This is a genomic window from bacterium (assembly GCA_040755755.1).
GTDB lineage: Bacteria > SZUA-182 > SZUA-182 > DTGQ01 > DTGQ01 > DTGQ01.
On the sequence record JBFLZW010000079.1, the window covers coordinates 25124 to 41054 of the forward strand.

The window sequence follows — 15931 nt, forward strand, 5'->3', positions numbered from 1 at the left end:
CTCTGTGCATTTCCTTTTTTTCTGTTTCCTGATCTATGTCCATGGTTAATGAATAGGAAGCGGCCCTTCCCCAGAGGGTAATTTCTGAACCTGAACCGGAATCGTGCCGAATCTCTGCTCATACTTTTCAATATTTTCTTTTAAAGACAGGTAGATGATTTTGGCATCAATGGGGTTCGTGATAACCCGGGTCTGAACTTTGATTTTATTTCCCGGAGGAGCTAAAAATCCCAGGTCAATGATAAATTCCTTCTGAGAATGGACGATAATGGCCTGGTTTACATAAAGGCCTCTTTCAATTTCCTCGCTGATGCTCAGGGAAATTCGCGGCTGATTCTTGGATTTGACACTCTCTTCCTGATTCATTTCTCACATTTCTCCTTGTTAAAGGTATTAGGTTTATTCGCTACCGGACACTTTTTTTTCAATTCCTGTAATCAACCGCGAATGCACACGAATAGACGCTAATAAATTCTTTTGATTTGCCTTCATTATCGAGTCCTCTTTGTTCAGTTCGCGTTCATTCGCGTTCATTCACGGTTGTTACCTCAAAAGTGTCCGGTAGAGAGTAGGTTTAATGGAGAGTCAGTAACTCTCCCCATCTTTGCATATACCTTATAGCACAATCCGAACAAATGATAAAATCTTATTTGTACCTGGCTGGCCATCTTTTTCAATCCAGGAGATATTTCATGAAGAACATCTGGCTGGACTTCCAGGATTTGCTTACTTCACGCGGTTATGGTAAGATTTCATTATAAAATACCCGGGAAGGCAGAGGAACGAATATGAGAAGATGGGGAACCATCGGCAAGTTGCCTGAGCTGACTTTTATCCCCAGGCTAGCTTTTCTTCCAAAAAGCATCAACCAGAAAAGCTATCTCAGGGCTTCCCATAAGATACGAAATACCGGCATAAAGGAGGATACCGGCAAAAATGATAATCATCAGGGCAAGGGTGCAGGAGGTGCGGGACAGGGCGGTGAAGTTGCTCTGCCAGACCATGACCCAGATACCTGCTCCGGTCAGGATGCTGGCTGCAGTTATCTTGAGGCACGAAAAAAGCAATTTCCGCCCGCCCAGCGGTCCCATTTTTTTCCTGAGGTAGTAAAAGAGCAGCAGCAAATGCAGGATTGAAGACAGGGAGGTGGACAGAGCCAATCCTCCGTGCTTGAGCGGCCACATCAGGATGATATTTAAAAAAATATTAAAGATCAAACTGATAACGGCAGCCTTGACCGGCGCTTTTGTATCCTGGAAGGAGTAAAACACCGGGACAATAACCTTTACCGCTGCATAGGCAAAAAGGCCAACCGCATACATGAGAAGAGCCGTAGCTGTGGCCTGAGCTGCCCCACTCGTGAAAGCTCCCCGTTGAAACAGAACACTGATGATCATCCGGCGGCAAATAATCAGGCCAAAAGTTGCCGGAAGCGTGATGAACATTACCAGGCGCAGGCCAAAGGAAAATGTTCCCTTCACGGCATGTATCTCTCCACGGGCTGCCTGCCCCGACAAAGTCGGCAGAATAGCCGTACCGATAGCTATACCAAACAATCCGAGAGGGAATTGAATCAGGCGGTTGCTGTAGTAAAGATAGGATACACTTCCTTCCGGCAGGAAAGTCGCGCACAGGGTATCGACCATGCTGTTGATCTCTGCTACCGCCAATCCGACAGTGGAGGGCAACATCAGGATGCCGATCCGGCGCAGTCCCTCATGCTGAAGATCCACGGTAAACCGGAATCTCATCCCCTTATGGATAAGAATGGGCAATTCAAAGAAAAGCTGGAGCATCCCCCCCAGTAACACTCCGATGGCCAGACCGACAATCGGCTGCCTCAGTCCGGGAGCGATGAAATAGGCACTGCTGATGATAGCTATGTTGAGAATCGCAGGGGAGAGGGCTGGTATCAGAAAGTGGTTAAAAGAATTCAGAATACCCATAGCGAGGGAGCCGAGGCCAATAAAAAAAATATAGGGAAAAAGCACCCTGGTCAGGAGCGTGGTCAGGTAAAACTGCCGGGGAGATTTCCGGTATGCCGGAGCACAAATCATGACGATCCAGGGAGCGAACAGGAGGGAGAGGGCTACTATGATTGTCAGGGCGATTAATACCAGGCTGATCACCTTGTTGGCCAGATTCCAGCTCTCCGGCTGCCCTTTCCTATGAAGGTATTCGGTAAAAACAGGAATAAAGGAAGAGCTTAAAGCCCCCTCCCCCATAAGGCGGCGAAGGAGGTCCGGGAAGCGAAAGGCAACCAGGAAGGCATCGGTGACCATTTCCGCTCCAAACATATTGGCCATAACCATATCTCTCAGGAATCCAAGGATACGGCTGCAGAAGGTAGCTCCGCTGATGATTCCTGCTGAGACAATCAGATTTTTATGGGTAACCTGGGATTGCTCTCCTGACGTTGCCACGTAGTTAGACATTACCTTTCGTATTTGTTACTGATTTGCGCCAGCTATCGGTCAGTAAGTTAGCAAGTTTGAGCGAAAAAGTGGTTGTGATGCGACAAAATTGCTGGTATAATAATAACTTTGTATTCTGGATTCTCCTCTGGTTTCTCTGATTGTGATTGCAGGGGGAAAATGCTGCATCAGTCAGAAGAATGAAAACCTATTGTACCTAATTTCCCTTGGGAAATAAACCCTTAATTAATCTTATTCATACAAGGAGTAAAAAATGGCAGAGCATCTATCAGTAAAAAAAAGAACACGACAGGATAAAATCAGAGCTTTAAGAAACCGCAGCCGACGGTCTAATTTACGTACTACCATTAAAAAGGTTTTAACCTCAGTTGCTGATAACAATGTCAGCCAGGCACAAGCTACGTTACAAGAAGCAATCTCTGCCATTGACCGGGCGGTTGCAAAAAATATTATTCACAAAAATAATGCAGCCAGAAAAAAATCCCAACTTATGCGTAAGATTAATGCCCTGGCTCCGTCTAAAAGTTAAATCTGCGAGTAAAACTCGCCGATGAAACCCAAAAGACTGGGCAATCAGCAGAGCCCGGATAAAAAAGATCAGAGGTGAGTTTTATTCTCTCGAAGCTGAAAGCTGCCTGAAAATTTTCGGGAAGACGCGCAACGAGATTTAATTATGGGAGTTGGGGGACCAAGAAGGCCTGAATACCAATGAGACCATCCGCCGATGATGCTCAGGATGGGTGGTCTTATTGAAGAGGGCGATTTCCCTCCTAAAAATTATTCCATATAATCTTATCCAGGTAAATATATAATAGGCTTATTCCTATTTTTTCATAGGGATAGAGGTGTCTTTTTATGCCCGCCGCCAGACCCCGCAAGATGAGGGAATCCGGAATCATGGGGAAGATAAGCTTCTTAATTCAGCGGCGCGATGTTCTTGCCTGATTTATACGCTTTTCAGCTACAGGGAGAAAAGTACCTACTCAGGTAGAGAGGACAGGTATTGAGACTGGAAAGGAGATAATACAACTGTCAGAGGGGCTCTCTGCTGTCAGCCTCACGAAGGTTTGGTACACGACATGGCAAATCCGCGGCCGGTTAGACTCAACCAGGGGATCGCGTACAGCCTTTCGGCCTCCAGGTTCAGCCACCCGAGCAGCTAAAAAGAGAATATACAATCTGAGCTTGACGAGGGTAATCAGAAGGAGGTGATTGCAGTAACGTTTGGTCTTTAAGCTCTGTGAGAATTCAGTTATCTTATCGAAATTCACAAAAATCTAATTGTTATTACATGTAAGGAGAGAGATCATGAGAAAGAATTGGTTATTGAAAGCTGCCACGGCTGTCATTACTCTGTTTGTTATCGGGTCGTTAGTTGCAGTGCCCGGAGTTAAGGCCCAGGAAGAAAGTAACACCGAGATTGTGAGAGAAGATCAGCAGCTCCTTTACGGCAGCTTATATGGCAGCGGTCTGTACGGCGGATATGGCCTGTATGGCAGCAGTCTCTATGGAGCTTATGGACTCTATGGCAGCGGTCTGTATAGCGGCTATTATGGCCTCGGCAGCCTCTACGGTGGCTATGGCAGCTACGGACTGTACGGCAGTGGCCTCTATGGCGGCTATTATGGCCTCGGCAGCCTCTATGGCGGTTATGGCATCTACGGACTGTACGGCGGCAGCCTGTACGGTGGCCTTTATGGATTATATGGCAGCAGCCTGTATGGTGGATATGGCCTGTATGGTGGCCTCTATGGTGGTCTCTATGGTGGTCTCTATGGAAGCATGTACGGCTATGGCAGTCCTTTTGGAATCAACAACCTGTACTACACAGTCGAGACGGGTACCGGCGTAAATTACCAGATACCCTTTATGCAGATTGCTCCACTGCTTGGCGTGGCTGGCCTCTATAATCAGCTTTTCCCGAGTCTGTTCACTCCTGCGACAACTTCGACCGGTGCTCCGGGAAGCGTAATTTTCTAAGCGGCTATCTGCCTTAATGTTCTCCATTTGCAGAGCGCAGGGGGGATATCCATACCAGGGTATCCCCCTGATTATTTTAATAGTTCCCCTCCTCCTTTCCCCCCGGCTTTTCCAGAGGAACCCATTCCCATAGCTCTCAAACCCAAGGTGACTGTTTTCTCACATTTTTTCCTAAAAAATTTGCTCATTCACCCTGTTTCGTGATATATTGTGAAGGAGTAGAGATTTAAACTGTAATTCATTAATAGAATAGAAAACAGCTTAAACATCCTGGAAAGCTTTTGAACCCATCTTTATGGCTTATATGGCAGTGTTGTATGTCAATATTCAAAGAACATACCATACAGCTAATCTTCGACCGAAAACTCAATATCTTTCAAAACTTGCCTGTATCTTTTTATCCGTTAATCCATGAAAGGGTTCAATATAAACCTTGAGTTTAATAGAAACGATTCTATGAGTAACTTAACATAAGGTGAGGTAAACGATTTGAATGCCGGGCAATTGTTCTTAAATCATACTAAATTATCTGAGCTGATCGATCCTAAGATGGTAATTTTCAATCTCCGGGGTAGGGAGAAGACATCCGCCTTAAAAGAAATGGTTGACTGTGTTTATCAGTTCCATGACTTTGAAGGGAACAAAGATGTTTTGGAAAGGATACTGGACAGAGAGTCCCTGTCGTCAACAGGGGTAGGGAATGGTTTTGCTTTCCCGCATGCCAGGATAAAAACACAGGACGGACCGATTATCTGCCTCGGAATAGCCAGAGACGGCATTGATTTTAATGCAATCGATGATAAACCGGTCCATGTTATTCTCTTGATTATCTGGAAACCGAATGTCCCCGGCCTCTTTAATCACCTGTTTGGCGGTCTGGCCAGATTCCTGCTGGGAAATCCCGGAATGAAAGAAAAACTCCTCGAAGTCCAGTCCTATGAGCAGGTAGCCCAGATTTTTTCGCAGGTCGAATTGCAGATTTCCCCTGATCACGCTAATATCCAGGGGGCCAAACTGCTCTGGAAGCTCCAGACACTGATGAATCTGCTGAAAGGTATCGGCCCCGGAGTGGAAAGGTCTCAAATTGAAAGAGAGATCAAGCTTATCCGGGAAGAATTGGACCAGTCGATTGTAGCCCGATTCGATCGGCTGACCGAGAAATTCGGGGCCGGAGTTTTTAAAATTAAAGATGGAGTATGCCAGGGCTGCATGATTAAATTGTCCACTTCACTCGCGGCTACGGTACATAACAGTAATGATATTTTCGTGTGTCCGAAGTGCGGGAGGTACATTGTCGATTGATCCTGGCCAGTAGTATGGTTTCGAGCTCTCGTTATCGATAAATTGACTATTGACTGTTGTTAAGCTCCGCCGCTGTTTTCCTTCCAGGATTACTCCTGGAGATGGCTCCCTCGTGAAGCAGGCTGGTTCTTCCTCCTGGTGTGCAGTCGTGATTTTTGCAAAAATCACGACCTTCAGACATGGCTAACACTCCCCTTGCCGGTAAACCTCATGTTTACCGGCAAGGGGTATTTCTGTCCGGAAGGAGGTGGTGGGCAAAGCAGAAAAACACGCATCGTTCTGTTTTTGCCATATCTTTTTCTCATTATTTACTAATGCCTGGTTATATGAGGAGTAAGATCATGACGTCCAAAAAAATTCTCGGTATTTTTATTGCCCTCTTAGCTTGCCTTATCTTTTCCACTGCAACTCCGAAGACCTCGGAAGCCTACTATGGCCTTGGCGGCCTGTATGGCCTTTATGGCGGCCTGGGATATTATGGCGGGCTCTACGGACTGGGCCTCTATGGACTGGGCCTCTATGGCGGCCTTTACGGCATGGGCCTCTATGGCGGGCTCTACGGACTGGGCCTCTACGGACTGGGCCTCTATGGACTGGGCCTCTATGGCGGCCTTTACGGTATGGGCCTCTACGGCCTTGGAGATCCCCTGGGCCTCGGCCTCTATGGTATGGGCCTTTATGGCGGCCTGCTGGGAGGCATGCCGGGCTTACTGGGCTTGGGCGCTCTCGCTGGTCTCAGCGGCCTGCTGGGAAACTGGGGAACAACGAGCATCACCACGACTTTCGGAACCCCCCCGGCCACAGTCACCACACCAGCAGTTACACCAACAGCTCCAGCAACCACACCTTCTATTATCGTAACCTGATGGAAGGTTATACTGCGAACGGGTGAATATTGAACTTTTTGCTCAGGAGCCAGGAGCCAGGAGCCAATACCTTCTTCTGAATTCTGACTCCTGACTCCTGGCTCCTCTGAAAAAGTTCAGTTCCAAGCCGTTTATAGTATAACTTATCCGTAAAATGTTGAACCTGGCAACAACGCCACACAGGGGGGATCAGGCCCCTTTCCTTTTCCCCCCTGTGTTTACCTGGGCCGGCCGGCCAATCGATCATCCTTAATTATAACAACAACTAACCATCCATAGTAATTACGGGGCCAGAATGGTTACTTCAATCCGACGGTTCATTCTTCTTCCCTCAGCCGTAACATTGGAGGCAATCGGCTTTGTTTCACCAGCGCCAATGGCCTCCATCCGGTTGGCGTCCACACCCAGCGATCTCAGGTATTCCATCACCGACCTGGCTCTTTCCTGGGATAGCTTTCTATTAAAGTCGCTGCTGCCGGTAAAGTCAGTGTGACCGGAAATGATCATCTTCCGATCGGGAAACATATCTGCAGCCTGTTTGACGCTGGCCAGGGTCTGGTAATGCTCCGGCTTCAAGCTGGACCGTCCGCTGTCGAAATTGATACTGCGAAGTACAATGGTGATATTGTTTGACGGGTCCAGCTTGACTTCAGCCTGCTGCTGGGGTGGAAATATCTTTTGGAGCGCTTTCACCTTTTCTTCCGCTGCCCTTCTTGCCTCGAGTGCGGCTCCGGTGAGCTCGAGCTCGGTAGAAATTCTCTTTTTGGACTCTTCCGCCTCTCTGATCCTGGCCTCAGCCTGAAGCCTGGCCTGCTCGGCCTCCTTGATTTGCTGCTGGGCCCTTGCCAGCGCCTGCTCCTTGGAGCTGAGTGTCTGATTATACGCCTCTTCCTGCTGCTTTAACTCATTGATGGCCTGATCGATTTCGGCAACCGCTACCGAAAAGCCTTTGTCAAATTCAGGCTTCACTCCCAGGCTGGAGGCAATCTTGTTGAGATCAGCCTCCCTTTGCAGGAAGAGCTTCTCATAATTGGCTCTGTCTCCCCTGAAGTCCTTAACCTTCTGGGCCAGGAATCTGGCTTTGCGGGCCTGGTACTCGCCTTCATTCACCTTCTGCATGGCCAGTTGCTCATTATAGCGGTCCTGGGCCAGGGACTGCATGGCCTCATCACGATATTTGACGGCTGACTTGTAAGTCTCCGGAGCCCACTTATGAGCACCCTCTTTTTCAATTTCCCTGATCTGTTTATCCAATCCTCCGACCACCTTGTGCTGAATGGCCTGAAGCTCGGCCAGACGATAGTTGCCGGTGGCCTCCTGGGCTTTCTCGCGGGCATTGCCCATCTTCCCCTTTTCCACCTGAGAGGCTGCATCTAAAAAGGATTTATCCGCCTTTTTATAAGCAGTCAGATCCATTTTATGCGCCTGGGCGGCAATGGCCTTGTCCCGGCTGGCGATCATGTCCGGAAAGTTGCTCTGCATGGATTGTGCGGTATCAATGGCTTTTCTGGCCAGTTTTTCCGACTCCTGTAAATGCTTCTGGATATCGGTCTTGGATTTTCCCTTTTCAAATTTGTCTTCCGCTGTAAAGTATTCTTTTGTCGCTTTCCGGTATATTTCGGGAGCAAACTCATCAGCCCGCTCTGAAGCAGCCTGATCCAGCATGCTCTTGGCTGGATAAAAAAGCTCACTTTTCGGCTCCCCAAGCTCTGTCCTGGCCGGCAGCCTTGTACAGGCAAAGGACATGATGAGGAGAATTCCAATGCTCAGGTATTGCATAACTCGAAAACTCTGTCTTTCCATTTTTAATTCCCCCATTTTATATCTTCAACCAGTTATATGCGTCTATTCTTCTCCCTTGTGATTCTAATCATCTATCGGTAGGTCAGGAGGAAATGTATTATTCTTGCAATAAACGTATTAATTTTATGTGTAGATTTGCCGTTAAAAAGTGGTCAGTAAAATTGAAAACTGGCAAATTCGAGCTGATGACTTCTTTTATCACCGGCTGGAAGGAGATTTATCCTCATGATCGAGCAGGGAGGAGAACTCAACTTCGTAGAGATGCAAAAGGGAGGACAGCAGGCCAAAAATCAATGGTCCATAGAGAACACCTGGCAGGCCAAAGGTGCGGATTCCACCAAAGATGGCCAGAAAAACCAGCAATGGGGAGAGGGCAATGCCCTTTTGCTTATGCATCAGATAGGGGCGCAGGAAGTTGTCGATAGTACCCAGGATGGCGATGCTGTAGACAGCCAGAAAGATCGCCCGTCCGGGTCTTTGGATAATGAAAAGATAAGAAACCGCTGGCACCCAGACCAGGCCGGTTCCCACCAGAGGAATAAGAGAGGCTGCAGCTATCAGGCTTCCCCAGAACAGAGGAGGGATGCCGACTATCCACAGGCCGACACCGCCCACAATCCCTTGAGCCAGAGCGGTCAGCACTGTCCCGACCAGGGCTGAGCGGGCTATGGCCTTGAGCCGGTCGATTAAAATGACTTCCTGATTCCTGGTCAGAGGGATGAGATGAAGGAAGCGATCCAGCCACTTTTTCCCATCCCGCAGCAGGTAGAAAAGGATAAAAATCATGATCCCGAACTGGATAACGAGGGAACCAAAGTCAGAGACCAGTTCTCCACCTCTGGTCAGCAGAAACTGCCCGATATACTGGCTGCCTCTGATCCCCCACTCCTGGAGGCGGCCGACTTCCAGGTTTAAAAAGGTCAGGTATCGGCTCCCCAGACGGCGAAGGTGCATCATGTACCCGGATTGAAGAATGTTTTGCAGGTTTCCCTGCTCAAGCCACCCACGGACAGCGTTTACCGAACGCACTCCCTGACTGACCATGCCAAAGAGCAAAAGCAACAGGGGAAGCACGATCAGCAGGATGACCAGCAGGCAGGAGGCAAGGGCAGACAGATTCCTTCTCCCCCGGAAAATTTTGGTTATCCGCTCATGGACCGGATAAAATATTGAGGCCAGAAGTATGGCCAATATCAGGGGATGGAGGTAGACTCTGGCTATGGAGCATGTCAGGAGCAGACTTCCTGCAAGCATGAAAAGAAGAAACCATTGGATGGGCTTTCGATCCGGCGGTTTTTTTTCGTTTTTCATGACCTCGATAAGGCTGCTGTGCTGCTGTGTGCTGACTTGCAGCAGGTTGTGTCTGTCCTGTATATGTGTAATGGGCCGACAATGACTTTCACCCTATAGCCGCTCGCCTGATCCTTTTGAGCCGAAGAAATGCGAAAGGCCGCCAACGTGCAGGCTGGAACAATGCTCAATACCAATAGGCCACAAGGCTGGTCTTCTTTCCGCAGCTCATTCTGCCGTCCCTGATCCGACCGTTTGTCCCTGATCAATCATGCCGGTTACCATACGGTTTTTACCGGATACGAATACCGGATGGCATCGGCAGTCCATGAAGTATACCATATCGGCATTCAGGGAAAATATCCACGACAGATATCCCTCAATCGGGCAATGGACCAACCATTATATACCGATCGATCCACCGGATTACTCAATCTTCCGGGTTAATCCGCTGCACTTCGTAGCGCAGGGTACGGGAGGGAACTTTGATTTCGACTATATCGCCTTCCCGTTTGCCCAGCAATCCTCTGCCGATGGGGGAATAAACCGATATTTCTTTTCTGCTGAAATCAGCATCTTTCCCCATCAGGGTATATTCCACATCCCGATCTTCATCCAGGTCATACAATAAGACCCGGCTGCCAAAGACGATCTTGTCCTTGGGCAGGTTATCCGGATTGATAACAATGGCCCTGGCCAGGCGGTCCTCCAGTTGAAGGATTCTTCCCTCGATGAATGATTGATGCTCACGGGCGGCATCGTATTCCGCATTTTCCGAGAGGTCTCCAAACGCTCTGGCCTCGGCAATTCTTAATATGACTTCGGGCCGTTCCTTTTTCTTGAGCCTTTCCAGTTCCTGCATCAATCGGTCGTAGTCCTTCTGGAGCATATACTCTTTATCACTCATCAGTTGTCCTCCAATAGTTGCGTTAAAATCAACCTTCTCCCAAGGTTACCAAATGGGAATGGTCAATAATCACCCCAAAAATTTTTATCATAGTATTACCATCCCAAAAAATCAAGAGGGCTTGTAAAAAAAGTTGGCCCTGCGGGGGAGGTCCTCCTTCCATACCTTAATACGTGCCCAAAGGTATCGAAGCAACCAGAGTGAGCTTATTTTCTCTCAACCTGCCGATAAAGATGTGCTCAGATGCCAGCGATCAGTGATTGGAAAACCGCAGGGGGGAAAGGTGAACTCTGATAATGTTTAACCATTATCATACTACCAGGGTCTGAATTACAGATAAAACTTGCCTATCCAAATAAACCAGCGATGTATTAGCGATGTATTAAAGATATGTAAAGGAGCATATGAATTCCCTCCTTACAGTAACGGGACAGCTCTGTATTTCTCTTTATTGTAAGGATGGATAAAGGATTTTTAAATGAAAATCATCCGCAAACCGCCGCCCACGAATCTTATCCTGATACTTCTGGCAGGATTTTTGACTCTTGCCAGTCCCAGCCAGGGAATAAGCCAGGTCAGTTCCTGGAGATGGAAAGACGACGTTCGCATCCGGACAGGCTGGTGGCCAACCAGGGCTGATGCGTCCTGGCAGACATCCTTTAGCGGGGCATCAGGCCATTGCACATCCAGACTCAAATACCATAATCTTGACGCTGACCTCCTTTCTCTTGAAGTCGATATCCTCCATCACGATCCTCTCTTCGGGTTGAATCTTCTCTTTGCCGTGGCTCCGATTACCAACGGACGGTCGCAGGACACTGATTATGAGAATAATATCCGGTCTTCAGAATCGAGAAATCCCGTGGATGGAAGGGTTGAGCTCTGGAGTCTGGAGGGCAGGATAATCCTTGCCGGCCAATCACCGCTTCCATCCGGTCAAAAGCAGAAAAAGTCTCACCCGTTCTGGCAATGGCAGGGGATAGTGGGAGTGCAGCATTACCAGGACAGCCTGCGCATGTTCTCCGGGAAACCCATCGTTACTTCACAAGCTGACACCAGGGAGGAAAGCTCGCAGGAGCCGCAGACAGCCGATCAGGAAAAGCCCTCCGGGTTGCTGAACTCGCATTACGACTTCTCCTGGAATGCAATCAAGCTCGGCGTAAAATCAACCTGGAAGCTCACCAAAGCCCCTCTTCCGCTGTGCCATTCTCTCGAAATCGGAGGAAAGATTACCCCCCTGCTTGCCTATTATCTTGGCACGGGAATATGGAACCTCAATGAAGATTTCGCCCAAAATCCCAGCTTTCACCATAAGGCTTATGGATATGGATTGAGTGCCGAGCTCTCGGTCGTTTACCACCCCTGGCCGCTTATCGGTTTAGAACTGGGCTGGCAGTACCTGCGGCTGGCTGCCGATCGTGGCACCGATACTACCTATTATTACTCCGGCGAAAAAGGAAAGGCGAATCTCGACGAAGTAAGACTCCTTCGCCAGGGGTGGTTTGTCAAATCCGGCATTTCCTTTTAACTGGGAGATTACCTGCTTCTTTTTCCCGCCTGGAAGAGGCAGGCATCATCTTTTATTCCCCATTCCTTATTATATTATCATCATGAATTGAAATTATAATTTATAAAATAACCGAAAAGAGGATGGATAAAATTAAGTTCTTTGTTGGATGAATATCATGATAAGGAGAAAGGATCATGGCAAACAGGATTGACGAAATCGAGGGGATTGGTCCATCCTACTCTGAAAAGTTGCATCAGGTGGGAATAGACACCACCGATGATTTGCTGAATATGGCCGGGCGCCGGGAAGAACGGGATGAACTGGCCGGTAAAATAGGGATCGATGCCGATACTTTGCTCAAGTGGACCAGTACGGCAGATCTATTCCGGATCCGGGGAATCGGAAGGCAGACAAGCCAATTGCTCGAAGCTACAGGAATAAAAACAACTGTGGAGCTTCGAGATCAGGACGCAACCGATCTTTCCCAGAGGCTCCATGACATGAATCTGAAAAAGCGGCTGTCCAAGATAAATCCTTCACCCCACGTGGTTCAGCGATGGATAGAGCAGGCGAAAAAACTTGAAGCCAAAATTACCTGACAGGGTTATTTGACAGGGTTTGGGGTATCGCCCTCTTGACCATATCTTCTTTCACGTACGGAACACCGAGGGGCTGAAGGTGGCTGGCAGACTCGGCAGAAAGCAACGCTGTTACGGATCACGGGTTCCAGATTGTGAATTATGAAGGTTGGAGATGGAAGGTTGGGGAATGAAACTCCACATTGCGGGTTTGAGATTTCCGGCTGGAGGTCAAACCCGCAATCCCCTACCTGTGACCTGTGATGCCAAGAGCCTGCTTTTGCTTTTCCCTTCTGGCCAGAATGCGGTAAATACGGTTTGACCGCCTGACAACATACCGGTGGTTCCCTTTCGGGTTGAACCTTCTCGGATTCGGCAGGACCGCGGCCAGTCTGGCCGCTTCGCGGGAAGTAAGCAGGGAGGCCGGCTTTCCATAGTAGTGTCGTGCGGCGGCTTCAGCACCGAATACTCCCTCCCCCCACTCGATAACGTTCAGGTAAAGTTCCAATATCCGCCTCTTGCTCAGGGTTTTTTCCATCCGCCAGGTGATAATCGCCTCCCTGATCTTTCTGAAGGGATTCTTGGCAGGGGAAAGGTATAAGTTCTTGGCCAGTTGCTGGCTGATGGTGCTTCCGCCAAGCTTGAACTTTCCGGCCTTGAGATCCTTTTCTATGGCCTCCTGAATGGCCTCATAATCAAATCCCTCATGCCTCCAGAACTTATCGTCTTCGGCGATAACGACTGCCCTGACAAGGTGCGGCGATATCCGGGAAAGAGGCACCCATCGCTGACGGATCTTATAACTTTTGCCCTTGTCTTCCCATTCCCGTTCCCGATAAACCATAAAAGCTGTCTTTTGGGGATTCTCTTTGACCAGCCTTGAAACATTGGGAAAGAACAGGAGATAGAAGACCGCTGCGATAATAGTAAGAGTGACCGCAAAAGCCAGCCGCCAAAAGAACCGTCTGCCCTTTTTGACACCAATCGCCTTTTTCACCTCACCCCTCCGACCTTTCTAACCTTCCCAACCCCGATTACCCGGCAAAAACAGGCTGCCGCGCGAAAGTACGCATTCCCGATGAAGAAGTACCCATTCCCGATGCCGAAGAACTACAGCCAGAATACTCCACAGAAGAATTACCGCCAGTGAGGGTACTACAAGGAATCATTCCATAATGGATCACTAATGGATCACTCTTCAAAGAATCACTAATCAGAATACCATGACCGATCTATCGAATCAAGAAAATCAGACGAATCACGGATGTTTCCCCTGTTTCTTTTATCAATGAGGATGGTGGCAATAACTATCCCCCCAACCTCTCCCCTATGGGGGCCAATGGTACTGAGTTAAGCCCGGCTATTCTCAAAAGCGGATATATTGAGCCATCCGCAAGGAAAACAGTCATCTGCTCATCCTCACTCCACGAGAAGGAAAGCGGTGTCGTGCCACCGCAATCCAAAGCGGCTAACGCCGCAGTGGATGATAACTGGCCGTGGATTGACATCTCTCACACAATAGATAAGTACATGTAGGGTGGGGCTGCTTTTTTGCCCCACCAAATACCGCACGCGATCTCTTTGTCGAGCCTAACTGGCCGCGGATCTGATGTGCAGTGTACTAAGTTCGTATTTTCAATAAGTTCAATCTATAGTATAATAGCACTTATGAACACTGTTAACACTGCATCATACATAAAAACATACACAAGCGGCGAGCTGCACCGCCGCATCGAAAAGGCAGAGCGCATATTGGCGAAATGCCGTTTATGTCCCAGAAACTGCACGGTGAACCGGATGAACGGTGAGCGGGGGGTGTGTCGTGTGGGAAGGCTTCCGGTGGTCTCAAGCTTCAGCCCGCATTTTGGAGAGGAGGCTCCGCTGGTCGGGCAGCATGGCTCAGGGACAATCTTTCTTACTTCCTGCAATCTCTCCTGCATTTTCTGCCAGAACTGGGACATCAGCCATCTCAGGGAGGGCAAGGAGATATCGATTGAGGCATTCGCTCAGATAATGGTCCACCTGCAGGGCATGGGATGTCATAATATTAACTTTGTCACGCCAACCCATTTTGTCACCCAGATTCTCGAGGCCCTTCCCAGGGCAATTGAGATGGGGCTTTCGGTTCCTCTGGTTTACAACACCGGAGGATACGATTCTGTTGAAACCCTCAAACTCCTCGACGGGGTATTCGATATCTATATGCCTGATTTCAAATATTGGGATGAAGAGGTGGCCCAACGGTTATCGAAAGCTCCAGGGTATCCGGAAGCGGCCAGGGCCGCTATCAGAGAGATGCATCGCCAGGTGGGTAATCTGGTCGTGGATGCCCGTGGTCTTGCTCAAAGAGGGCTTCTGGTTCGACATCTTGTCCTGCCGGAAGGACTTTCCGGCACCCGTGATATCATGCGCTTCCTGGCTCAGGAGATATCGCCCGATACCTACGTGAATATCATGGACCAATATTACCCCTGCGGTGAAGCCGGTGACTATCCTCCCCTCAACCGCCGCCTTACCCGAATGGAATACCGGCAAGCCCTGAACGAGGCCAGGGCTGAAGGAATCCACAGATTCGATTCTCGATCGTAAACATCTTTTGACAATTGCCACTACAATTCTGGGGCCCAGCGGGAGCGGGAAAACAACCATCCTGCGTATGGTGGCCGGGCTTGATTCCCCACTTCGGGCAGGATCTATATCGGGGATCAGGATGTTACCACTTTCCCGCCGAATAAAAGGGCGGTCAACACGATCTTGCAGAATTATTCGTCTGATGCCGGCGATCACAGCCGCCGCACTCCTTGAAAATGTTCCGGAAAGCGTTAAAAAGAGCTATCCCCTGGAGAGAAATGGCAAGGGATGAGAGACAGACTTATTCATTTTTATTTTGGCATCAAATATGAGCTTGTCTGGAACACGATAAAGGATGTTATCCCGAAGATTAAGCCGCTGATAAGCAATATCTTGAAGGAGATGTAATTCCATTGCTTATAAGAACGAAGTCCAGGATGGCACCATCTGTGACTTGGGCATGCCTACAACGGAGATGCGCTCCAGATCATGGCCGATAATCCTCAGATTGGTTTTCCTCTGCCCCGGGAGGGCGCAACCTTATGGATCGATTTTCTGGTCATTCCTGAGCAGGCGGAAAAACAGGGAACTGGCATACCAGTTTGTCAATTTCCTTCTGGATACGGAAAACGCCCGGCAAAATGCCCTGTACGTCAAAGTATCCAACGACTGATTACCTCAAAAAGTGC

The 15931-nt window shown here is 48.8% G+C and carries 17 protein-coding genes and 1 pseudogene; 12 read left to right on the forward strand and 6 right to left on the reverse strand.

Going from position 1 to position 15931, the window contains the following annotated elements; translation table 11 throughout:
• Nucleotides 1–45: 45 nt before the first annotated feature.
• The gene (locus AB1611_21005) at nt 46–366 is read right to left on the reverse strand and encodes a DUF3467 domain-containing protein (protein ID MEW6382062.1); all 321 of its coding nucleotides are present in this window, start codon (nt 364–366) and stop codon (nt 46–48) included.
• A 476-nt stretch (nt 367–842) separates the two neighbouring features.
• Nucleotides 843–2435, reverse strand: coding sequence for a murein biosynthesis integral membrane protein MurJ (gene murJ / locus AB1611_21010; protein MEW6382063.1), 1593 nt, complete (start codon nt 2433–2435; stop codon nt 843–845).
• Between the two features lie 253 nt (nt 2436–2688).
• Here murJ and rpsT point away from each other — a divergent pair, with 253 nt between their 5' ends.
• The 4 genes from rpsT (at nt 2689) to AB1611_21030 (ending at nt 6583) form a co-directional block, all read left to right on the forward strand.
• The gene (gene rpsT / locus AB1611_21015; GenBank protein MEW6382064.1) at nt 2689–2964 is read left to right on the forward strand and encodes a 30S ribosomal protein S20; all 276 of its coding nucleotides are present in this window, start codon (nt 2689–2691) and stop codon (nt 2962–2964) included.
• 779 nt (nt 2965–3743) lie between these two features.
• On the forward strand, nt 3744–4415 hold the full coding sequence (locus AB1611_21020) for a hypothetical protein (protein ID MEW6382065.1): 672 nt from the start codon (nt 3744–3746) through the stop codon (nt 4413–4415).
• A 504-nt stretch (nt 4416–4919) separates the two neighbouring features.
• Nucleotides 4920–5717: a PTS sugar transporter subunit IIA gene (locus AB1611_21025; GenBank protein ID MEW6382066.1), complete on the forward strand. Its 798-nt coding sequence runs from the start codon at nt 4920–4922 to the stop codon at nt 5715–5717.
• Between the two features lie 341 nt (nt 5718–6058).
• The gene (locus AB1611_21030; protein MEW6382067.1) at nt 6059–6583 is read left to right on the forward strand and encodes a hypothetical protein; all 525 of its coding nucleotides are present in this window, start codon (nt 6059–6061) and stop codon (nt 6581–6583) included.
• Nucleotides 6584–6865: 282 nt separating this feature from the next.
• Here AB1611_21030 and AB1611_21035 read toward each other — a convergent pair whose 3' ends face one another.
• The gene (locus AB1611_21035) at nt 6866–8386 is read right to left on the reverse strand and encodes an OmpA family protein (protein ID MEW6382068.1); all 1521 of its coding nucleotides are present in this window, start codon (nt 8384–8386) and stop codon (nt 6866–6868) included.
• A gap of 198 nt (nt 8387–8584) precedes the next feature.
• Nucleotides 8585–9697, reverse strand: a complete 1113-nt coding sequence (locus AB1611_21040; GenBank protein MEW6382069.1) for an AI-2E family transporter — start codon at nt 9695–9697, stop codon at nt 8585–8587.
• A 234-nt stretch (nt 9698–9931) separates the two neighbouring features.
• Between AB1611_21040 and AB1611_21045 the strand changes: the two genes are divergently transcribed.
• Nucleotides 9932–10123: a hypothetical protein gene (locus AB1611_21045; GenBank protein MEW6382070.1), complete on the forward strand. Its 192-nt coding sequence runs from the start codon at nt 9932–9934 to the stop codon at nt 10121–10123.
• Here AB1611_21045 and greA read toward each other — a convergent pair.
• Entirely contained in the window at nt 10107–10583 is a 477-nt protein-coding gene (greA, locus tag AB1611_21050; protein MEW6382071.1) for a transcription elongation factor GreA, read from the reverse strand. The genes AB1611_21045 and greA overlap by 17 nt on opposite strands.
• 478 nt (nt 10584–11061) lie before the next feature.
• On the opposite strand from greA, the gene AB1611_21055 reads away from it, so the two are divergent.
• On the forward strand, nt 11062–12111 hold the full coding sequence (locus AB1611_21055) for a hypothetical protein (GenBank protein ID MEW6382072.1): 1050 nt from the start codon (nt 11062–11064) through the stop codon (nt 12109–12111).
• Between the two features lie 176 nt (nt 12112–12287).
• Nucleotides 12288–12692 carry a DUF4332 domain-containing protein gene (locus tag AB1611_21060; protein MEW6382073.1) on the forward strand — a complete coding sequence of 135 codons (405 nt, stop codon included), beginning with the start codon at nt 12288–12290 and terminating at the stop codon, nt 12690–12692.
• 226 nt (nt 12693–12918) lie between these two features.
• On the opposite strand, the gene mtgA is transcribed toward AB1611_21060, so the two are convergent.
• The gene (mtgA, locus tag AB1611_21065; protein ID MEW6382074.1) at nt 12919–13668 is read right to left on the reverse strand and encodes a monofunctional biosynthetic peptidoglycan transglycosylase; all 750 of its coding nucleotides are present in this window, start codon (nt 13666–13668) and stop codon (nt 12919–12921) included.
• A 332-nt stretch (nt 13669–14000) separates the two neighbouring features.
• On the opposite strand from mtgA, the gene AB1611_21070 reads away from it, so the two are divergent.
• The 5 genes and pseudogenes from AB1611_21070 (at nt 14001) to AB1611_21090 (ending at nt 15915) form a co-directional block, all read left to right on the forward strand.
• Entirely contained in the window at nt 14001–14207 is a 207-nt protein-coding gene (locus tag AB1611_21070; protein MEW6382075.1) for a hypothetical protein, read from the forward strand.
• Nucleotides 14208–14339: 132 nt separating this feature from the next.
• Nucleotides 14340–15260 (forward strand): radical SAM protein, encoded by a 921-nt coding sequence (locus AB1611_21075; protein ID MEW6382076.1) that lies wholly within the window; start codon nt 14340–14342, stop codon nt 15258–15260.
• A gap of 7 nt (nt 15261–15267) precedes the next feature.
• Nucleotides 15268–15330: pseudogene (locus AB1611_21080) on the forward strand (hypothetical protein).
• A gap of 200 nt (nt 15331–15530) precedes the next feature.
• Nucleotides 15531–15650, forward strand: coding sequence for a HepT-like ribonuclease domain-containing protein (locus tag AB1611_21085; protein MEW6382077.1), 120 nt, complete (start codon nt 15531–15533; stop codon nt 15648–15650).
• A gap of 52 nt (nt 15651–15702) precedes the next feature.
• Nucleotides 15703–15915, forward strand: coding sequence for a hypothetical protein (locus AB1611_21090; protein MEW6382078.1), 213 nt, complete (start codon nt 15703–15705; stop codon nt 15913–15915).
• The last annotated feature ends 16 nt before the right edge of the window (nt 15916–15931 follow it).

What these genes read in the sequence shown, in the direction of transcription:
- AB1611_21090 (MEW6382078.1), top strand. Translation starts at nt 15,703, where the DNA reads ATGCCTACAACGGAGATGCGCTCCAGATCATGGCCGATAATCCTCAGA.
- AB1611_21055 (MEW6382072.1), top strand. Translation starts at nt 11,062, where the DNA reads ATGAAAATCATCCGCAAACCGCCGCCCACGAATCTTATCCTGATACTT.
- AB1611_21030 (MEW6382067.1), top strand. Translation starts at nt 6,059, where the DNA reads ATGACGTCCAAAAAAATTCTCGGTATTTTTATTGCCCTCTTAGCTTGC.
- murJ (MEW6382063.1), bottom strand. Translation starts at nt 2,435, where the DNA reads ATGTCTAACTACGTGGCAACGTCAGGAGAGCAATCCCAGGTTACCCAT.
- AB1611_21085 (MEW6382077.1), top strand. Translation starts at nt 15,531, where the DNA reads ATGAGAGACAGACTTATTCATTTTTATTTTGGCATCAAATATGAGCTT.
- AB1611_21040 (MEW6382069.1), bottom strand. Translation starts at nt 9,697, where the DNA reads ATGAAAAACGAAAAAAAACCGCCGGATCGAAAGCCCATCCAATGGTTT.
- AB1611_21005 (MEW6382062.1), bottom strand. Translation starts at nt 366, where the DNA reads ATGAATCAGGAAGAGAGTGTCAAATCCAAGAATCAGCCGCGAATTTCC.
- AB1611_21020 (MEW6382065.1), top strand. Translation starts at nt 3,744, where the DNA reads ATGAGAAAGAATTGGTTATTGAAAGCTGCCACGGCTGTCATTACTCTG.
- greA (MEW6382071.1), bottom strand. Translation starts at nt 10,583, where the DNA reads ATGAGTGATAAAGAGTATATGCTCCAGAAGGACTACGACCGATTGATG.
- AB1611_21060 (MEW6382073.1), top strand. Translation starts at nt 12,288, where the DNA reads ATGGCAAACAGGATTGACGAAATCGAGGGGATTGGTCCATCCTACTCT.
- rpsT (MEW6382064.1), top strand. Translation starts at nt 2,689, where the DNA reads ATGGCAGAGCATCTATCAGTAAAAAAAAGAACACGACAGGATAAAATC.
- AB1611_21035 (MEW6382068.1), bottom strand. Translation starts at nt 8,386, where the DNA reads ATGGAAAGACAGAGTTTTCGAGTTATGCAATACCTGAGCATTGGAATT.
- AB1611_21070 (MEW6382075.1), top strand. Translation starts at nt 14,001, where the DNA reads ATGGGGGCCAATGGTACTGAGTTAAGCCCGGCTATTCTCAAAAGCGGA.
- AB1611_21075 (MEW6382076.1), top strand. Translation starts at nt 14,340, where the DNA reads ATGAACACTGTTAACACTGCATCATACATAAAAACATACACAAGCGGC.